Source organism: Achromobacter veterisilvae, assembly GCF_900496975.1.
In the GTDB taxonomy this organism is placed as follows: domain Bacteria; phylum Pseudomonadota; class Gammaproteobacteria; order Burkholderiales; family Burkholderiaceae_B; genus Achromobacter; species Achromobacter veterisilvae.
The window spans coordinates 199,099-213,889 of record NZ_UFQC01000002.1; the positions used below are offsets into that span (position 1 = coordinate 199,099).

The 14,791-nt window shown below is 67.9% G+C and carries 16 protein-coding genes; 8 read left to right on the forward strand and 8 right to left on the reverse strand.

The genetic code is table 11. From position 1 onward, the window contains the following. The first annotated feature begins 29 nt into the window (after window positions 1–29). From AVE30378_RS02565 to AVE30378_RS02590, 6 genes are all read left to right on the forward strand, one after another. Complete coding sequence (locus AVE30378_RS02565; protein WP_129239205.1) at window positions 30–1,070, forward strand: aminoglycoside phosphotransferase family protein; 1,041 nt, start codon at window positions 30–32, stop codon at window positions 1,068–1,070. Then, window positions 1,070–1,756 carry an N-acetylmuramate alpha-1-phosphate uridylyltransferase MurU gene (gene murU / locus AVE30378_RS02570; protein WP_129239206.1) on the forward strand — a complete coding sequence of 229 codons (687 nt, stop codon included), beginning with the start codon at window positions 1,070–1,072 and terminating at the stop codon, window positions 1,754–1,756. Before AVE30378_RS02565 ends, murU begins: the two co-directional genes overlap by 1 nt. A gap of 148 nt (window positions 1,757–1,904) precedes the next feature. After that, a complete protein-coding gene (locus AVE30378_RS02575) occupies window positions 1,905–2,603 on the forward strand; it encodes a DUF6776 family protein (protein WP_129239207.1) in 699 nt (232 codons plus the stop codon). Between the two features lie 108 nt (window positions 2,604–2,711). After that, window positions 2,712–4,340 (forward strand): FAD-dependent oxidoreductase, encoded by a 1,629-nt coding sequence (locus tag AVE30378_RS02580; RefSeq protein ID WP_279636173.1) that lies wholly within the window; start codon window positions 2,712–2,714, stop codon window positions 4,338–4,340. Between the two features lie 11 nt (window positions 4,341–4,351). After that, on the forward strand, window positions 4,352–4,579 hold the full coding sequence (locus AVE30378_RS02585) for a hypothetical protein (protein WP_129239209.1): 228 nt from the start codon (window positions 4,352–4,354) through the stop codon (window positions 4,577–4,579). Then, the gene (locus AVE30378_RS02590) at window positions 4,576–5,031 is read left to right on the forward strand and encodes a MarR family winged helix-turn-helix transcriptional regulator (protein ID WP_129239210.1); all 456 of its coding nucleotides are present in this window, start codon (window positions 4,576–4,578) and stop codon (window positions 5,029–5,031) included. Before AVE30378_RS02585 ends, AVE30378_RS02590 begins: the two co-directional genes overlap by 4 nt. A 4-nt stretch (window positions 5,032–5,035) precedes the next feature. Here AVE30378_RS02590 and AVE30378_RS02595 read toward each other — a convergent pair whose 3' ends face one another. From AVE30378_RS02595 to AVE30378_RS02605, 3 genes are all read right to left on the reverse strand, one after another. Continuing rightward, window positions 5,036–5,362 carry a 4a-hydroxytetrahydrobiopterin dehydratase gene (locus AVE30378_RS02595; RefSeq protein ID WP_129239211.1) on the reverse strand — a complete coding sequence of 109 codons (327 nt, stop codon included), beginning with the start codon at window positions 5,360–5,362 and terminating at the stop codon, window positions 5,036–5,038. Window positions 5,363–5,529: 167 nt separating this feature from the next. Next, window positions 5,530–6,177 (reverse strand): YiaD family glycine zipper/OmpA-like lipoprotein, encoded by a 648-nt coding sequence (locus tag AVE30378_RS02600; protein ID WP_129239212.1) that lies wholly within the window; start codon window positions 6,175–6,177, stop codon window positions 5,530–5,532. Window positions 6,178–6,301: 124 nt separating this feature from the next. Then, on the reverse strand, window positions 6,302–6,958 hold the full coding sequence (locus tag AVE30378_RS02605; RefSeq protein WP_129239213.1) for an HAD family hydrolase: 657 nt from the start codon (window positions 6,956–6,958) through the stop codon (window positions 6,302–6,304). Window positions 6,959–7,114: 156 nt separating this feature from the next. Here AVE30378_RS02605 and AVE30378_RS02610 point away from each other — a divergent pair, with 156 nt between their 5' ends. Both AVE30378_RS02610 and AVE30378_RS02615 read left to right on the forward strand, forming a co-directional pair. Continuing rightward, window positions 7,115–7,690: a hypothetical protein gene (locus AVE30378_RS02610; RefSeq protein ID WP_129239214.1), complete on the forward strand. Its 576-nt coding sequence runs from the start codon at window positions 7,115–7,117 to the stop codon at window positions 7,688–7,690. After that, entirely contained in the window at window positions 7,618–8,808 is a 1,191-nt protein-coding gene (locus AVE30378_RS02615) for an FKBP-type peptidyl-prolyl cis-trans isomerase N-terminal domain-containing protein (RefSeq protein ID WP_129239215.1), read from the forward strand. The genes AVE30378_RS02610 and AVE30378_RS02615 overlap by 73 nt, the downstream gene beginning before the upstream one ends. Window positions 8,809–8,835: 27 nt before the next feature. Here the strand turns inward: AVE30378_RS02615 and AVE30378_RS02620 are convergent, their stop codons facing one another. The 5 genes from AVE30378_RS02620 to AVE30378_RS02640 form a co-directional block, all read right to left on the reverse strand. Next, complete coding sequence (locus AVE30378_RS02620; protein WP_129239216.1) at window positions 8,836–11,265, reverse strand: TonB-dependent siderophore receptor; 2,430 nt, start codon at window positions 11,263–11,265, stop codon at window positions 8,836–8,838. Between the two features lie 86 nt (window positions 11,266–11,351). Beyond that, window positions 11,352–12,320: a FecR family protein gene (locus tag AVE30378_RS02625; RefSeq protein ID WP_129239217.1), complete on the reverse strand. Its 969-nt coding sequence runs from the start codon at window positions 12,318–12,320 to the stop codon at window positions 11,352–11,354. Then, window positions 12,317–12,832 (reverse strand): sigma-70 family RNA polymerase sigma factor, encoded by a 516-nt coding sequence (locus AVE30378_RS02630; protein WP_129239218.1) that lies wholly within the window; start codon window positions 12,830–12,832, stop codon window positions 12,317–12,319. Before AVE30378_RS02630 ends, AVE30378_RS02625 begins: the two co-directional genes overlap by 4 nt. Window positions 12,833–12,997: 165 nt before the next feature. Next, window positions 12,998–13,720 (reverse strand): SDR family NAD(P)-dependent oxidoreductase, encoded by a 723-nt coding sequence (locus AVE30378_RS02635; protein WP_129239219.1) that lies wholly within the window; start codon window positions 13,718–13,720, stop codon window positions 12,998–13,000. Next, window positions 13,717–14,766, reverse strand: a complete 1,050-nt coding sequence (locus tag AVE30378_RS02640) for a histone deacetylase family protein (protein WP_129239220.1) — start codon at window positions 14,764–14,766, stop codon at window positions 13,717–13,719. Before AVE30378_RS02640 ends, AVE30378_RS02635 begins: the two co-directional genes overlap by 4 nt. Window positions 14,767–14,791 lie beyond the last annotated feature (25 nt).

The window sequence follows — 14,791 nt, forward strand, 5'->3', positions numbered from 1 at the left end:
CAATCTTGCCTTTCTGACACGGATCTTCCTTGAAAATCGATCACGACCCCCGCCTGGACCAGATCCGCGCCTGGCTGGGCAGCCTGCCCGCCGCCCTGAACCTCGCCGTGGACACGCTGCGCCCGGCGTCCGCCGACGCCAGTTTCCGGCGCTATTTCAGGCTGGACGCGGGCGAACGCAGCCTGATAGTCATGGACGCCCCTCCGGCGCACGAAGACTCGCGCCCGTTCCTGCAGGTGGGCCAACTGCTGGCGGACGCCGGCCTCAACGTGCCCGCCGTACTGGAAAAGAACCTGGATCTGGGCCTGCTGCTCCTGACCGACCTGGGCGAACAGACCTATTACCAGCGCATCCAGGCCGGGCTTTCGGACGGCCAGCTCCAGGCGCTGTACCGCGATGCCCTCGCCGCGCTGATCCGGCTGCAGCAGGCATCCACCGCCGGGCTGGGCACCTACGACACGGCCCGGCTGGCCGACGAGCTGAAACTGTTTCCCGAGTGGTATGTGGGGAAACACCATGGCGTCGCGCTGGATGACAAGACCGCGAACGCCCTGGACAAGATCTTCGCGCTGCTCTCGGCCAGCAACGGCGGCCAGGCCCGGGTGCTGGTCCACCGCGATTTCCACTCGCCCAACCTCATGGTCTGCGACCAGCCGCAATATGGCCCCAACCCCGGGGTCATCGACTTCCAGGACGCGCTGGCCGGCCCCATCACCTACGACCTGGCCTCGCTCGTCACCGACGCCCGCACCACCTGGGAAGAACCCCAGCAACTGGACTGGGCCATCCGCTACTGGGAGATGGCGCGCGCCGCCGGCCTGCCCGTGGACGCCGACTTCGCGGAATTCCATCGCGCCTACGAATGGATGGGGCTGCAGCGCAACCTGCGCATCATGGGCGTCTTCGCGCGGCTCAATCACCGCGACGGCAAGGCGCACTACCTGGCCCACATGCCGCGCGTGAACGGCTACGTCCGCCAGGTGGCCCAGCGCTACGGCGTCTTCACTCCGCTGCTGCGCCTGCTGGACAAGCTGGACAACCGCGAAGTCTCCGTCGGGTATACGTTCTGATGCGGGCCATGATCCTTGCGGCGGGCCGCGGCGAGCGCATGCGCCCGCTGACGGATCGCCTGCCCAAGCCGCTGCTGTCCGTGGGCGGCAAGCCGCTGATCGTCTGGCATCTGCAACGGCTGGCCGCGGCCGGCATCCGCGACATCGTCATCAACCACGCCTGGCTCGGCCACGAAATCGAGCGGGCGCTGGGCGACGGCCGCGAATACGGCGTGCGGATCCGCTATTCGGCCGAGGCGGCCGCCCTGGAAACCGCCGGCGGCATCGCCCAGGCCCTGCCCCTGCTGGGCGGCGCGCCTTTCCTGGTGATCAACGGCGACGTCTGGTGCGACTGGGATCCGGCCTTGGCCTTCGGCCTTGCGCGGGACCTGCCGGAAGGCGGCGCCTGGCTGCTGCTGGTGGACAACCCGGCCCAGCATCCGGCGGGCGATTTCCATCTGGCGGCGGACGGCCGCGTCCATGCCCAGGGCGAACCCCGTTTGACCTTCGCCGGTATCGGCGTCTACCATCCCTCGTTATTCGCGGACGTCGTCCGGGGCACGGCGGCGCCGCTGGCGCCCTTGCTCAGGCAGGCCATGGCCCGGGACCTCGCGCGCGGCGCGCGCCACGCGGGCCGATGGACGGATGTCGGCACGCCGCAGCGGCTGGCCGGCCTGGACGCCGAGCTTGGCGGCCCGGCCCGTTGATGTCCACATATTTCACAATATCAACGTGCGCAACCAGGCTTGTCCGCGCACCCAAGCCCCCCGGCTAACGGGGTATTCTCTGACGCTTTGACCCGCGCGCAGCGCGCGGACAAGCCTACACATACAGGAAGTTTTCTAGGAAATGGGGATGTTCGGAAGATCGCAACGGGCCGTGTTCAAGCCCTCCGTATACCAGCCGGGCCAACGCACGCGCCGCATGCCGCGCTGGCTGGTCCTGCTGCTGGTGGGCATTGCTCTTGGCGCGGGCGGCGTGCTCTTCCTCCAGACCAACTACGGTCCGCAGCGGCTGACCGTCGAGCAATCCGAACAACTGCACACCGAGCTCAGCGCGTCCAACCTCGAACGCCAGCGCCTGCAAAGCCAGCTCGAGGAAGCCACGCAGCAGCGCGACGCCAACAAGTCCGGCCACGAAAAGCTGACCAGCGACCTGGCCGAGGCCCGCAGCAAGATCGACACCCTGAACAAGGAACTGGTGCTGTTCCAGGACGCCATGCCCGCCGACCCGCGCGGCGGCAACCTGGGCATCCGTTCGGCCACCTTCAAGCGCGTGCCGGGCCAACTGGACTTCCAGGTCCTGGTCATGCGCGAAGACCGCCAGGGCGCGCCGTTCAAGGGCACCCTCACCTTCTCCATCGACGGCAGCTACCCCAATGGCCGCGCCGCCACCGTCACGCCCGAAGGGCCCACCCTGAATGTGGACCGCTACGACTACGCGATCGGCCAGTTGCAGTTGCCCGACGGCTTCACGCCCAAGGTCGTGGTGCTGCGCGTCATGGACGGCGCTCAGAAGCAGCACGCGATGCGCATCTATTACGTGCGCAACTGACCGGCCCGCGCCGCCCGCCAGACCCGCCCGCCGTGGCGGGTTTTTTTTGCCCGTCGAAAGTAGTTGCGCACACAACCAATCGGACATATAGTTGCGCAAACAACCAAACTGCGGAGACAACACATGGCCCTCCCCTCTCACGTTCCCGTCCTGATCGCCGGCGGCGGTCCCGTCGGCCTGATGCTGGCCGCCCTGCTCGCCGAATACGGCATCGCCTCGCTGACCCTGGAGGCGGACGACGACTATTGCAGCGGCAGCCGCGCTATCTGCATTTCGCGGCGGTCGCAGGAAATCATGGGCTGGGCCGGCGCGGACCGCCCCCTCATGGCCACCGGCCTGGCCTGGACCGGCGGACGCAGCTACTACCGCGACCGCGAAGTGCTGCATTTCGAGATGCCGCACGACCCTCTGCAGCGCTATGCGCCCATGGTCAACATCCAGCAGTACTCGGTCGAGGAATATGCCCACCAGGCCATGCAGCGGCACCCGGAACTGGCCTCGCTGCGCTGGTCGGCCCGCGTCGCGGGCCTGCGGACCGATGCCGACGGCGTGACCGTCGAGGTGGACGCCGAAGGCCAGCGCCAGACCGTGCGCGCCGACTGGCTGATCGCCTGCGACGGCGGCCGCAGCACCGTGCGCGAAGCGATGGGCCTGAAGCTCGAAGGCATGCAGTACGAAGGGCGCTACGTCATCGTCGACATCGAGCAGGAATCGCAGCGCCCGGTGGAACGCCTGGCCTGGTTCGATCCCCCGTCCAACCCCGGCTCCACCCTGCTCATGCACCGGCAGCCCGGCAACGTCTGGCGCGTGGACTACCAGATCCGGGACGATGAAGACCCCGAGGAAGCCGTCAAGCCGGAAAACGTGCTGCCGCGCGTCCAGAGCCACCTGGACATGATCGGCGAGACGGCGCCCTGGAAACCGCTGTGGATCTCCATCTACAACGCCAAGTGCCTGACATTGGACAGCTACCGCCACGGCCGCGTCCTGTTCGCGGGAGACGCGGGCCACCTGGTGCCGATCTTCGGCGTGCGCGGCCTGAACTCGGGGCTGGACGACGCCGGCAACCTGGCCTGGAAGCTGGCGTGGGTGCTGAAGGGCCAGGCGCCCGACGGCCTGCTGGACAGCTACAGCGTCGAACGCGTCCACGCCACCCGGCAGAACCTGGCCTATGGCGCGAAGAGCACCGAGTTCATGGCCCCGCCGGACTACGGCTTTCGCCTGATGCGCGAAGCGGCGCTGCGCCTGTCGCTGGTGGACGATTCCGTCCGGTCGCTCATCAATCCGCGGCAGTCCGCGCCCATCTCGTACGACACCTCGCCGCTGAACCTGGAAGACCGGGCGCCGCGGGCCGGAGACGCCGCGCCTGGCCAGCCCGCCCCCGAAGCGCTGCTGCACGACGGCGAAACGCCGCGCCATCTCAGCGAATACTTCGGCGCCGGCTTCGTGGCGCTGGCGTTCTCGCCCGACGCCGCGCAGGCGGCGGAACTGGATGCATTGGCCGCGTCCACCCAGGGCGCCCCCCATCCTCTGCGCGTGCTGCGCGTCGACGCGGGCGAAGGCGGCCTGCGCGACACCCACGGACAATTGCGCCAGCGGTTTGGCGGCGACGCCGGCACCGTCTACCTGATGCGTCCGGACGGCTACGTGCTGGGCCGCTGGACCACGCCCGAGGCCTCCGCCCTGCGGGCGGCGCTGAAACCCTACTATCCCTCGATCGACCTGAACGCCCACTAGGAAGACCCAACATGAACAACGACGAACTGGACCAGGCTTACACCGGCATGGCGCAGGCTCTCTCGCGCGTCGGCGAAGCGCAGGCGCCGCTTCTCCTGTCCATCCTGAGCCTGTCGCTGCTCGCCCGGCTGTCGGACGCGAAGGAAGCCGCCGCCCTGCTGGCGCAGGCCGAGGCCGCCTGCCTGGCCAACGGCCCTGTGGCAAACTATCCCGCCGCCACCCCCGCCAGCCCGACGTGACCCAGCCCGCCCTCGAACGATTCCTGACCTATCGCCTGCACGCGCTCAACAAGATCACGGATCGGGACACGAATCGCGCCTACCTGGCCGACTGCGGCATCCCGCTGGGCGAAGCGCGCTGCCTGGCGGCCATCGGCCGCTATGCCCCCTTGTCCGTCAACGACCTGGCGCGCGCGGCCAACCTGAACAAGGGCCAGGCCAGCCGCTCGGCACAGGCGCTGGTCGAACGCGGCCTGGTCGAGAAAAGCCATTCCGCGTCGGACGGGCGCGGCGTGGTGCTGGCGCCGACCCAGGCGGGCATTGCCCAGTACCAGCGCATCATCGGCCTGATCGCCCGCCGCAACGAGGAAATCTTCGGCTGCCTGAGCGCGGACGAGCAGCGGCTCCTGGGCGGCATGCTGGACCGTCTGATCGGGCACCTGCAGGCCGGTACGGACCACGAGGAAGACTGAACCGTCAGGCCCCGGCCTTCGGCGCGGTCGCGCCCAGTTGCGCGGCGGCCTCGTCCATGAACTGCGCCATGCGCACGTCCAATTCGGTCACGCCGCCCGCGTCATGGGTGGTCAAGACCACGTCCACGCGGTTGTAGACATTGGTCCATTCGGGGTGGTGGTTCAGTTTTTCCGCGAACATCGCCACGCGCGCCATGAAACCGAAAGCGGCGTTGAAATTGGCGAAGCGGAAGCGCTTCTCGATGGCGTCGCGCATCGCCACCGCCTGCCAGCCGGACAATGCGGCCACGGCGGTATCGGTGCCGACACGGGCGGGAGGAAACATGCTCATGGCGGACTCCAAAAAAATGCCCCCACGCCGCACACGCTACGCGTGCTTGCTGCCCCCCAAGGGGGCGTTTTTGTCTTGGGGCGGCCCGGCGACAAAAAGTCCCCCCTCGCCGAGAAGACGGCGGCGCGATGCGCCAGCCGCCTTGAACACGGGGACCAGGACCTGGATTACTGCTTCACCGCGTAAAGGTAGATCTCCACCCGCCGGTTCAGCGCGCGGCCTTCGGCGGTCGCATTATCGCCGATGGGGTCGTTCGGGCCGCGCCCTTCCACGGACAGGCGGCCGGCGGCCACGCCCTGCTTGCTCAGGTAGTCGGTCACGCTCTTGGCCCGGTTGACGGAAAGCGTCTGGTTGTGCGCCAGCGCGCCCGTGCTGTCGGTATGCCCGACGACCTTCGCCCGCAGTTCGGGGTGCTGGTTGAGCGAACGCGCCACGCTGTCCAGCACGGGCAGCAGGGCGGGCTTGAGCTGCGTCTTGTCGGTATCGAACGACACGCCGCTGGGAATATTGACCTTCAGGCTGCCGTCCGGCATTTCCACCACGTCGATCCCCAGCGAAGACGCGCCCGAATTCTGCACGTCTTCCTTGACGACCTTCCAGTTGTAACCGACCAGCCCGCCCGCCACCGCGCCGATGCCGGCGCCGATGGCCGCGCCCGTGCCGTGGCCGATCAAGGCGCCGAGCCCCGCGCCGATTGCCGCTCCGGCGCCCGTTCCCACGGCGGTATTGGTCTGCTGCTGCGTGGCGCACCCCGCCAGCAACGCCCCCGATGCCGCGACAATTGCGATACGGTTGAATATTGTTCTTGAACGCATGGCAACCTCCACTATCCCGTCGGTATGCCGGAATATTCCGGCCAGCCCATGCTAGCAAGCGCTGGCGCGGCGACCCGCAACATTTTGTACTGCCCGGGCCGGGGTTCGCGGCGGCGCAATCCGGTCAACCCGCGTTGAACCGGGCCAGCCAGGGCAGCGCGTCCTCGAGCCGGGGGGACTCCCGTTCCGGCCGCGCCGCCCCGTCCGGCAGGGACAGCCCGGCCCGGTTGTGCCAATAGGTGCGCAGCCCCACCTTGCCGGTGCCGAACATGTCGTAGCCGGACCCGGCGATGAAGGCGGCCTGCGACGCTTCCGCCTGCAGGCGCGCCAGGGCCAGCGCATAGGGACGCGGATCCGGCTTGTAGTAGCCGGCTTCCTCGGACGTCACCACCACGTCCCAGTCCACGCCCAGCAGGCGGGCCGCGCGGCGCCCCAGCCGGTCCGAACAGTTGGTCACCACGCCCAATCGGCAATGCGGACGCAGCGCCTGCAGCAACTCGTGCGCCCCATCCCAGGCCGGCAGTTCGTCCCACAGGGCCTCCAGCGCCGCCGGCGCCGAGCCGGGCAAGCCCACCGCCGACGCGGCCTCCTGCATCAATTGCTCGTAGGGCCGATAGGCGCCGCAACCGTAGGTGCGGCGCAGGTAATCCGCGCGCCAGGCCCGGCCGGCGGCCTCGGAGCCCGCCGCGCGGTTCCAGACCGTCCAGGAATCGAGCAAGGCGGTAAGCAGATCGAACAGCACGGCGCGGGGGTAGGCGGAAGTAACGGCGGGGCTGGACATTCGGCGCTCTCTCGGAATGACGATGGGGCCACTATAAATAGTCCCGCGCCCGCCGTGATTCACGGCCCGTTTACCCATACTTAAGCCGCACCTTAATACGCCACGCTCGGCGCAGCCGGCGTTCCCTTCCATCGTACCGGGCTGCAAGCGCCTCGAATGAACAGGGTTGCGTCCAGGCAAGCCGCAGGAATCGAGCCCACAAAATCAGACGAGTCCGATATTCAGCGCGCAGGCATCTGTGGTCTATTGCTGGTCAAAACCTCGATACCCCGCGAATCGATGCGATTGCCATCGCCGCCGCGGCGCGATCAGCAGTCCGCCAGTTCGGCAGGCGGTTTCGCACTCATCCGTGGACCAGCATTCATGAAATTTCTCCCAGCCGGTGCAGCCATTCTGTCTGCCGCGTTAGCCCTGGCAGGCTGTAGCGCCCGCCCCACCGCCGTCGTCGCCAAGAACAGCGATGCCATCGACAAGAACCAGCAGTGCTACCAGGAATTTTCCGCGCTGAGGCAGTTGAACCCGGACGCCTACGAAACCTACAGGGCCCAGCTCGCCGCCATCAACGAAAACTACGTTCTCTACAAATCCAACGCTTCGGCAATCGACGGCAAGGCGGCCGAAGTCATGCAGACCGAAATCGACAGGGTGCTTTCCCTGGTGTGCTTCCGCATCAACAACGCCATCTATTCCAACATGATGCAGCGTGCGCAGGGCCTGCACAACCAGCTATGAGAAAACCTATCGGCACCGCGCTGTGCTGCGCGCTCGTGTTTTCCGGTGCAAAGGCATCCGCTTCCGAAACCAGCCTGCTGGATAGGTTGGTGGAAGAGAGAATCATCGGCAGCGATTCCCATCGCCGCTCGATCCCAGCGCCTGTCCCCGCGCCCGCGCCGCAGCAGGCGGCCGGGCAAATCGGCGAATTGACCCAGCAATTGAACGACGCGCTGGCGCAAAAGCACGCGCTCGAGAACGAACTTGCCGCCTTGCGGGCGGCGGCTGACAACCGCCCCGCCCATTACGCATCCGAAGAGGGATCCGACGCGGCCGGGAAGGAAATCATCGGCCTGAACAAGCAGGTCGCCGAGCTGCTCGCGCAAAACCAGATCCTGGCGCAGCAGCGCGAGGAACAGGAACGGGCGCTGGCGGACTTGCGCAAGGCCAACCAGCAGGCCGGCGAAAAGCTGGCCTCGCAACAGGCCGGCCAAGCAAAGGGAGAAAGCCCGGGCCCGGCAAGGCGTGTCACCATCGACAACGCAGCCCCGAAGGATGTCCGCATCAGCTACGCGCTGGGCGCCTGGTACGGAGACAGCGCGCCGCAGGAAACACAAAAGCTGCTATCCATCGGCAGGAAGCTGGACCTGCCCGCGTTCGCGCAGGGATTCAACGACAGGGTCGCCAACAGCATGCAGTTGCCGCAGGACAAGGTTTCCGCCGAGCTTGCCAGCGTGGGCCAGCAGTTGGATGCCGCCATGCTGTCCAAGAACGAAAAGCTGAGCAAGACCCTGCTGGCGGAGGCCGCGAAAGAAAAAGACGCCGTCAAGATGCCGGACGGCACCGTGTATCGCATCCTGAAGAAGGGCAAGCCGCCCATGGTGACCGCCCAAACCGAAATCCTCTTCGAACTGGAAGAAAAGCTGAGCTCCGGCGAAGTGCTTTCCACCCGGGAAGAGGCCACCAGCAAGGTCGCGGATCTGCCGCCGGCATTCCAGGCAGCCGTCATTCAGCTAGGGCTGGGCGGCTCCGCGAAATTCCACATCCCGGCGAAGCTGATTGACGGCGGCTCGGGCAACAGCGGCATTCCGCCCGGAGCGATCTCGATCATGACGATCAAGATCGTCGGAATCAAGTAAGGCGCCCCTCCCGCCCGAGGCCAGGCGCTACCACCGATACGCCACCCGCGCCATGACGGTCCGCTCCAGGCCGTAATAGCAGTTGGTCACGCTGTCGCAAGCCGCCACATAACGCTTGTCGAACAGGTTGCTGGCGTTCAGCGAGAACTGGTAGCGCCCCATGTCGTAGCGCAGCGCGGCGTCGACCAGCGTGTAGGCGGGCACGCGCACGGCGTCGGGAATGTCGTTGGTCGACCCCATGTAGCGCACGCCCGCGCCGAACCACAGGCCAGCCAGCGGTCCGGTCGCCGACAGGCGGTAATCGGCCCACAGCGACGCCATGTGGTCGGGAATGTAGGGCGGACGCTTGCCCCGGTTGACCGCGGTTTCCGCGGCCTTGGTGACCTTCACGTCGGTGTACGTATAGGACGCAAGGAGGTTCAACTGGGGCGTGACCTCCCAGGTACCCTCCAGCTCGATGCCCCGCGAACGGATTTCGCCGGTCTGCACGCTGAAACCGGGATGGTCCAGGTCCGCCGTCGAAACGTTGGTCTGCCGCAAGTCGAAGAGCGAGATCTGAGCAAAGCTGCGGGCGCCGTTCGGCTGGTACTTCAGGCCGATCTCGTACTGCTTGCCGCGCGTGGGCTCGAACGGCGTGCCGCCGTAGCCCGCGCCCGCGACCGGCTCGAACGACTCGGTGTACGAGGCGTAGGGCGCCAGGCCGTTGTCGGCCAGGTAGACCAGGCCGACCTTGCCGCTGAACTGTTCATCGTCCGTGCGCGTCGTCGTCTCCGCGCCGGTGCGCAGAATGGTCTCGCCCGTGGTGGAACGCGCCCAATCGTAGCGGCCGGCCAGTTGCAGGACCCATTTGTCGTAGAACTTGATCTGGTCCTGCGCATAAAGACCGAACTGCCGGCGCACCTGGTCGGTGTCGTTGGACGCCTGCGGCGTTGCGCCGGGGAACGGGCGCCCGTAAGCCGGATCCCAGGCGTCGATCGGGTCCACCGCGGCGGTGCGCAAGCCGTAGAGCCGGTCGAAGCGCGACTCCTGGTAGTCGGCGCCCAGCAGCAGCGTGTGCGCCACCTGCCCGTGCTTCAGGTTGAACTGGGCCTGGTTGTCGACCGAGAACAGGTGGAAGCCTTCCTTGCTGACCAGCGAGATGCGGCGCAGGTCCGTGTAGGGCTCGCGCGTCTGCACCCAGCCGCCGTTCGCGCCCAGGCTGCGGTAGTCGACGTCCAGCGTCGAATAGCGCAGATTCTGGCGCAGGGTCAGTTGGTCGCTGACCCGATACTCGGCCAGGTAGCCGATCTGCGCCTTGCGCCGGTCGGTCTTGTCGAAGGACGGATCGCCCGTGAAGAAGTCCACAGGAATATGGCCGTTGGCGACGGACCAGAGCGTGCCCGCGGCCGGCAGGAAGTTGGCGGTATTGCCGGTGCGGTCGCGCTGATACTGCGCCAGCAGCGTGATCGACGTATCGGCGCTCGGCCGCCACGCGAGCGACGGCGCGAGCAACACGCGGTCGTCGTCGACGTGATCGGTCTGCGTGCCGCCCTCGCGCCCCACCGCGGTCAGGCGGTAGAGCCAGCGGCCGTCTTCGTCCAGGGGGCCGGTGAAGTCGCCGGAGATCTGCTTGCGGTCGAAGCTGCCGTACTGCACCGCCAGCTCGCCGCTGCGCGTGTCCAGCGGACGCTTGCTGACCTGGTTGACGAGGCCGCCGGGCACGGTCTGGCCGTACAGCACCGACGAAGGGCCGCGCAGGACTTCCAGGCGTTCAAGCGTATAGGGATCGACCTCCCAGCCGCCGTAGCCGCCCGAGTAGGCCAGTTTCAGGCCGTCGAGGTACTGGCCATTGTTGGCGACGTTGAAACCGCGCACATAGTAGGTGCCGCGGCGCGTGTCGTAGATGGGCTCGGTGCGCACCCCGGCGCTGTAGCGCAGGGCCTCGTCCACGCGGTTGGCGCCCTGCGCCGCCATTTGCGCCTGCGTGATGACGCTGATGGACTGCGGCGTCTCGATGAGCGGAGTATCGGTCTTGGTGGCCGTGGCGCTCCGGCGCGCCACGTAGCCGTCGACCGGCCCCCAGGCCTGTTCGCCGCTGCCGTGCACGGTGATCGGATCCAGCGTGCTAGCCGGGACGCCGGGCGCGCGCCGGAGCGTGTAGCCGGCCCCGCCGCGCGCGACCGCTTCCAGCCCGGTGCCGGCCAGCAGGCCCGCGAAGGCCTGCCTGGGCGTGAGCGTGCCCGACAGGCCCGCGCTTTGCAGCCCGGCCGTCAGCGCCGGGTCGAAGGACAAGGTCAGCCCCGCCTGTTCGGCGTAGCGGTTCAGTGCCGACGTGAGCGGGCCCGCCGGAACCTCGACGGCGCGCGCGGCGGCGGCGGGCGCCCCCGAGGGCTGGGCCCAGACGGGATGGACGGCGGCCAGCGCGGCCGCGAGGGACAGCGCGCGCAATGCGCGCGCGGTGGTGTGGGAATGACTCATGAGCGGACGATCCTCTCCAGTTTGACGACTTCTCATGAGTGATGACGAAGCAAACCGCGAAAGGGACAGCGGAGACAGGTTTTTTTTCAGCGCCGCCGCACAATGACCAGCCATGGCGTATACCGGCTGACCGCGATTGGCAGGCTGGCCGCCAGCGAAGCCAGCGCCTGGTCGGGCGCTTCCAGCGGGAAGACCCCCGACACCCGCAGGCCGGCCAGGGCGCCCGCGTCGTATTGCAGACGTCCGGCACGGTAGCGGCCCAGTTCGGCCAGCACGTCGGCCAGCGGCTGGTTGTCCACCACCAGGCTGCGCCGGGTCCAGGCCAGCGCCTGTTCGGCGTCGACGGCCTCGGTCCCGCCGACCCGGCCGCCCGCCAGGCGCGCGCGCTGTCCCGCGGCCAGGTCGGCGCAAACCGGTTCGGGCGCCCGGGCGCAGGCGCGCACGCGGGATTCCGCCACGGTGACGTCGGTATGGCCGTCGCCGCGCCGCACGGCATAGCGCGTGCCCAGCGCCTGCGCGGTGCCGTCCGGCGTCTCCACCACGAACGGCCGCCCCGCCGCCTCGTGCGCCACGTCCACCAGGATTTCGCCCTGCCGCAAGGTAATGAGGCGCCGGCGGGAATCGAAGCGCACGTCGATCGCGGAATCGGTATTCAAGGTGATGCGGCTGTGGTCGTCCAGTTCGATGACGCGCCACTCGCCGACGCGGGTATGGTGATCGGCCAGAAGCCAGGCGGGCGGCGCCATGCGCCACAGGCCCACCCCGCAGATCAGCAGCGCGAGCGCGCTGGCGCCCAACGCGCGGCGGCTCGTCCGGCGCTTGCGCACCGCCTGTTCCAGGATGCGCCTGGCCGCGGCCGGCGAATCGAAGGCCGCGGCGCGGTCGAAATCGCCCCAGAGGGCCTCGAGCCGCCGGTACACCCGCTCGTGCTCCGGATCGGCGGCGCGCCAGCGCAGACAGGCCTCGCGGTCGGCATCGCTGGCGCTTTCGTCGCGCAGCGTGGCCATCCATTGGGCGGCGTGCGCCAGCACGGAAGGAGCCGCCGCGGCCGTCACGCCGCCTCCATCGCCAGATAGCAATGGGCAAGCGCGCGCGCGACGTACTGCTTCACCATGCTGGTGGACACGCCCAGTTCCGCGGCGATCTCGCCATAGCTCCAGCCATCGAGCCGATGCAGCAGGAACGCGCTGCGCGGCTTCGCGGGCAGCGTATCGAGCATGCGCGCCAGCCCCGCCAGGGCCTCGATGGTTTCAAGTAGCTGTTCCGGCGCGGGCGCCGCCTCGCCGCCGTGCAGAATGGCCCAGCTTTCCAGGCACGCCGCCTCGAGCTTGCGCCGCCTGGCGTCGTCGATCAGCAGGCGGGTCGCCGTGGTCGTGAGATAGGCGCGCGGCGTGCGGATGGCGGCCAGGTCATCGCGGCCGAGCAGCCGCAGGAACGTGTCCTGCGCGAAATCGGCCGCGTCGCAGGCGGAACCCAGCTTGCGGCGCAGCCAGCCGACCAGCCAGCCATGATGATCGCTGTACCAGGTCAACAAGGCCGCATGACGGGCGGTATCGGGCGGAGACATGGCGCGCGCGCTGGAATGGCTGGAAATAAGAATGATTAGCAATAATAGCAAAGAACGCCACGTTCCAGGCTGCCAGTGCCACGCTGGCTGTTTACAAAAAAAAGGCGCCGATCCGTCGGCGCGGTCAACACCCATGCCATGCCTGCGCCGAGGGGTTGCCCGGCGTCAGAACGCCGTTTCCACCCGCCAACTCACCGGGATTTCCGCCACGCTGGCCGTGGCGGGAAGCTCCAGCGCCAGCCGGGCGATCCGCGCCACTTCCTGGGGCTGGGTCAGTTGCGACTTGATGGACTCGTCCACGCCATCGGCCATGTCGGTGGCCACGAAACCCGGGCAAATCGCGGTGCAACGAATGCGATCCGGATCGCCGGCATGGCGGATGCCATGGGCCAGCATCAGCGCGGCCGCCTTGCTCATGGAATACAGCCCGCCTTCCGCCGCGCGCACGCGCTTGCCGGCCAGCGAGGCGATGACCAGCACCTTGCCTTCCGGCGCGGCCCGCAAATGCGGCCACACCAGCCGTGTCAGGCGCATGGGCGACTTGACGTTGACGGCGAAGATATCGTCGAAGTCCTGGTCGCTGGCCTCGATCACGGACTTGTCGCTCAGGATGCCCGCGTTGTGCACGATGGCGTCGATGCCTCCGAAATGGCCGTGCGCGGCCGCCACCCAGGCGGCTTCGCTCGCCGGGTCGCGCGCATCGAAAGGCGACCAATGACAACGATCCGCCCCATATTCCGCCAGCGCCGCCACGGGCTGGCGCGTCCCCGCGGACACCCGCCAGCCATGCGCCAGCAATTCGCGCGCGATGGCCAGCCCGATGCCCCGGCTGGCGCCGCTGATCAACGCGACACGGCCGGCGCCGGCCTCGCATGCGGCAGCCGTCATGCCTGGGCTCCCTGGCGCTTCAGATAGCCTTCGACCAGCGAATTGACGTTGGCGCGCAGCGTATCCACCTTGTAGCCCCCCTCCTGCACGAACAAGGTCGGCAAGCCAAGCTGGCCGATGCGGTCGCCCAGCACCGCATAGTCGGCCGTATCGATGCAGAGGTTGCCGAACGGATCGTGGCGGAACGTGTCGTAGCCCGCTGCCACCACCAGCACGCCGGGCGCAAAATCCTTGATCCGTTCGAGCGCCTGGTCGAAGTAGCCAAGGTAGCCGCCAATCTCCGTGCCGCCTTCGATGGGCAGGTTGAGGTTGTAGCCCTCGCCCGCGCCGGTCCCAGCCTCGTCGGCATAGCCGCAGATGAACGGAAACAGCGTTTCCGGCTTGCCGTGCAACGACACCGTCAGCACGTCGTCGCGGTCATAGAAGATCTGCTGCGTGCCGTTGCCATGGTGCACGTCGATGTCCAGCACCGCCACGCGGCCAAAGCGCTTGGCCAGGCGTTGCGTGGCGATCGCCGTATTGGCGATGTGGCAGCCGCCCATCGCCAGGTCGCGCATGGCGTGATGGCCGGCGGGACGCAGCAGCGCGTACGCGCTGCGCTCGCCGCCGATAAGCGCGTCGGCCGCCGCCACCGCGGCATCCACGCTGCCGTTCATGTTGGCCCAGGCATCCTGGACCAGCGGCGAACCGCCGTCGCCCAGGTATTGGCCGGCCAGCGTCACCGGGATGCGCGTGCGCAGCGTCGGAAAATAACGATTGGTCGTAAGGTACGGCCGCACCTCGAACGACGCGTCCGGCGCCTTGGACCATTCGTCCCAGGCGGTTTCCAGATAGCGCAGATAGTCCGGCGCGTGAACTTCGAACAATTCGATCGGGCGTTCGGCCGCGCGCTCGACGAACTGGCAATCCAGGCGAAGGTCATCCTTCAGCGCGGCAAGGATTTCGACGCTGCGTTCGGCGCGGTCGTGGTGCTGCTTGAGCAAGCCACGGATCATGGCATTGCCCGGCCAGGGCACGTCATGGGTCGGAGAGATGAAGGCTTTCACTGCGCGATCCTATAAGGGCGTGTGG

Bases quoted from the DNA above. Each gene is read 5' to 3' on its own strand.
- AVE30378_RS02610 (WP_129239214.1), top strand. From the start codon at position 7,115: ATGAACAGGGTTGCGTCCAGGCAAGCCGCAGGAATCGAGCCCACAAAA.
- AVE30378_RS02630 (WP_129239218.1), bottom strand. From the start codon at position 12,832: ATGTCTCCGCCCGATACCGCCCGTCATGCGGCCTTGTTGACCTGGTAC.
- AVE30378_RS02600 (WP_129239212.1), bottom strand. From the start codon at position 6,177: ATGCGTTCAAGAACAATATTCAACCGTATCGCAATTGTCGCGGCATCG.
- AVE30378_RS02585 (WP_129239209.1), top strand. From the start codon at position 4,352: ATGAACAACGACGAACTGGACCAGGCTTACACCGGCATGGCGCAGGCT.
- AVE30378_RS02575 (WP_129239207.1), top strand. From the start codon at position 1,905: ATGTTCGGAAGATCGCAACGGGCCGTGTTCAAGCCCTCCGTATACCAG.
- AVE30378_RS02595 (WP_129239211.1), bottom strand. From the start codon at position 5,362: ATGAGCATGTTTCCTCCCGCCCGTGTCGGCACCGATACCGCCGTGGCC.
- AVE30378_RS02635 (WP_129239219.1), bottom strand. From the start codon at position 13,720: ATGACGGCTGCCGCATGCGAGGCCGGCGCCGGCCGTGTCGCGTTGATC.
- AVE30378_RS02605 (WP_129239213.1), bottom strand. From the start codon at position 6,958: ATGTCCAGCCCCGCCGTTACTTCCGCCTACCCCCGCGCCGTGCTGTTC.
- murU (WP_129239206.1), top strand. From the start codon at position 1,070: ATGCGGGCCATGATCCTTGCGGCGGGCCGCGGCGAGCGCATGCGCCCG.
- AVE30378_RS02620 (WP_129239216.1), bottom strand. From the start codon at position 11,265: ATGAGTCATTCCCACACCACCGCGCGCGCATTGCGCGCGCTGTCCCTC.